This window comes from Streptomyces sp. NPDC016845 (assembly GCF_044332585.1).
Classification (GTDB): Bacteria; Actinomycetota; Actinomycetes; order Streptomycetales; family Streptomycetaceae; genus Streptomyces.
Genome location: NZ_JBIRPI010000068.1, coordinates 1 through 2,382, shown reverse-complemented (window position 1 = coordinate 2,382; position 2,382 = coordinate 1). Strand labels below are relative to the sequence as shown.

The 2,382-nt window shown below is 68.0% G+C and carries 3 protein-coding genes; all 3 read left to right on the top strand.

All coding sequences use genetic code 11. From position 1 onward, the window contains the following. The first annotated feature begins 405 nt into the window (after positions 1-405). Positions 406-1,164, top strand: a complete 759-nt coding sequence (locus tag ACH4RC_RS42435; protein ID WP_398210493.1) for a DUF6573 family protein — start codon at positions 406-408, stop codon at positions 1,162-1,164. Between the two features lie 3 nt (positions 1,165-1,167). After that, positions 1,168-1,452, top strand: a complete 285-nt coding sequence (locus tag ACH4RC_RS42430) for a hypothetical protein (protein WP_398210492.1) — start codon at positions 1,168-1,170, stop codon at positions 1,450-1,452. A gap of 77 nt (positions 1,453-1,529) precedes the next feature. After that, entirely contained in the window at positions 1,530-2,159 is a 630-nt protein-coding gene (locus ACH4RC_RS42425; RefSeq protein WP_398210490.1) for a hypothetical protein, read from the top strand. Positions 2,160-2,382 lie beyond the last annotated feature (223 nt).

Here is a 2,382-nt window from a genome sequence, read left to right as displayed (position 1 = left end):
GCTCGGCGGCCGGGTGGGGGGGTCGCCCGGCCCGGGCCGGAGGGTGGGTGCCGCGCTCCGCGCTGCACCACCCTGGCCGCGTGCCGGCCGGCCGCTCCGCGCCCGGCCGGACCGAGCGCTCCGCGCTCTCACGCGCTGCGGAGTGCGGCTGACACTCCCGGGCCGCTCCGCGCCCCGCTCGCTCGCTCCGCGCAGCCCCACTCCTTGCCCTCGGCGCACCGCGCCGAGGGGCCCCAACACGCCCCGCGCTGCGCCCCCACCGGGCCGCCTGCCTGGGAAAACGCGCCGTTGACGTCTCCAGAAACACCCCTGGATATTACGCGAATGCTGTATTCTTGTCTTGTTGAGAGGTTCTGTGGCAAGACCCTCAACACCGAAAACCCACACCCAAGTTCAGGGAGAACCATGTCCAACACCCGTACCACCCCGGGCTTTGCGCTGCTCGTCCGCACCGACGGCCAGTTCACCCTGCTGGACTGGCCCGCCAGCGACGACGACCAGCTGAAGATCCTGTACGCGGCCTGCAACTGCGACCACGTCGACGCCGTCCAGATCACCGAGACCCTGACCATGTGGCTGGACGACGAGGGCATGATCAATCAGGCGGCCATGAACCCGGGCGCCACGCACCTGTACTCGCTGTACCGTCCGCTGCACCAGGGCTACTACGGGCACGCCCTGTTCACCGGCGGCGCAGACCTGGAAGGCAACACCCTCGGCCTCACGAAGGACGAGGCCGCCCACCTGGTGGAGCAGTACCTCACCGCGGGTATCCCGCGGATCCCCGCCCAGCGCACCGCCCGCACCCGCGCGATCGAGGAGGGCGAGCTCGTCGACGCCCCGCGTGCCCTGTGCCGGGAGGCCGGGTTCCGCGTCCCGGTCGCCCTGACCAAGGCCGCGTGGGAGGACTGTGTGGCCTGGAGCGAGGCGGACGACCAGAAGCAGCGCACCGTGCAGGACGAGACCGGCCGCCTGTGGGACGTCCTGATGCTGGCCCGCCTGTCCATCGCCCGCAGCAAGGGCCTCCAGGCCCACGTCACCCTGCACCGCATCAAGCGCGACGGTCACTCCAGCACCCCCCGCCTCGCGCGCCTGGTCGCCGAGATCGGCCCCGGCGACCGGGGCGAGCCGGTCATCACGATCAAGCTCCCCACCGAGATCTGAACCGTGCCCCTCAGCAAAAGCACGTACACGTTCGTCTGTGACTGGCTCGACTACATGACCCAGATCACCGACAACAAATTCGTTGTCGTCACCGACGGATGCACCTACGAGGAAGCCGTCGAGAACGCAGCCAAAGCCATTCTCGACTTCTTCCCCAACGTCGCCGCATACGCCACCCCGCACACCCTGTGGGACCACGAACGCGGCGCGATCCGCCTCGCGGAGTTCCACGGCGACCAGTCCGGTCACCTCCTCGACCACGACACCTACGACCACATCCGCGCCTGACCCAGCACGCCCCACGGGGCGGGGGAGCAGCCTTCCCCGCCCCACCCAAGACCAGCCCCCCACGTTGAAGGAGCCTCATGGGCTACGACATGTACAGCGCGACCGACCCCGACAAGCAGCAGGCCGCCGCCATCCGCGCCGCCGCCGACCAGGTCGAAGACTTGCGCTGCCAGTACGCCAACGCCACCAGCACCGCCGCCATCGCCCTGGAGGACCAGCTCGACGCCGCCTGGAACACCTACGACAAGGCCCGCACCGGCCTGTACTTCCGACTCAACATCTGGGGCATGGGCACCGCCCGCCAACTCATGACCGCCCTGGACATGCTCACCCCCACCCCCTTCCCCAACTGGCCACAAGTGGACGCCTACGGCCTCACCGACTACCCCGACGACCCCAACCACCACCCCGCAGGACCCGAACGCCACGCCGCCCGACAGCGGCTGACCGAGGACGAGCGCACCTACCTCCAAGCAGTCCAGGCAGCAACGGACTTCGACCCCGAAGTGAAGGGCATCGCCTCCTACAAGCTCACCAGCAACGACGGATGGCTCGTCACCGAACGCGAGATCACCGACGCCCTCACCGCCTGGGACAAAGCCGAGGACAAGGACAAAGAAGAAACCCTGACCGAATTCCCCTGGTGGAACGAATGGCTGGACTTCCTGAAGTACAACGCCGAACGCGGCGGCTTCCGAGTATTCTGACCCCGTGAAAATTCCGGGCGGAGAAATACCCCGCCCGGAATTCCGGTAAATGACGGGACCAGTACTCCCATTCTGGAGCAGAAGTCAGCCGAGAGACATGTTTGACACACTGCCGGAATCAGGCCCCCAGGCTCGGTTCCGGCAGGCGGCTCCGCTCCGCTACACCACCGGCCTTTCACCCCAGACAACAGGGGAGCAGGTTTCCTCGCACCGACCCACGGCC

What these genes read in the sequence shown, in the direction of transcription:
- ACH4RC_RS42435 (WP_398210493.1), top strand. Translation starts at nt 406, where the DNA reads ATGTCCAACACCCGTACCACCCCGGGCTTTGCGCTGCTCGTCCGCACC.
- ACH4RC_RS42425 (WP_398210490.1), top strand. Translation starts at nt 1,530, where the DNA reads ATGGGCTACGACATGTACAGCGCGACCGACCCCGACAAGCAGCAGGCC.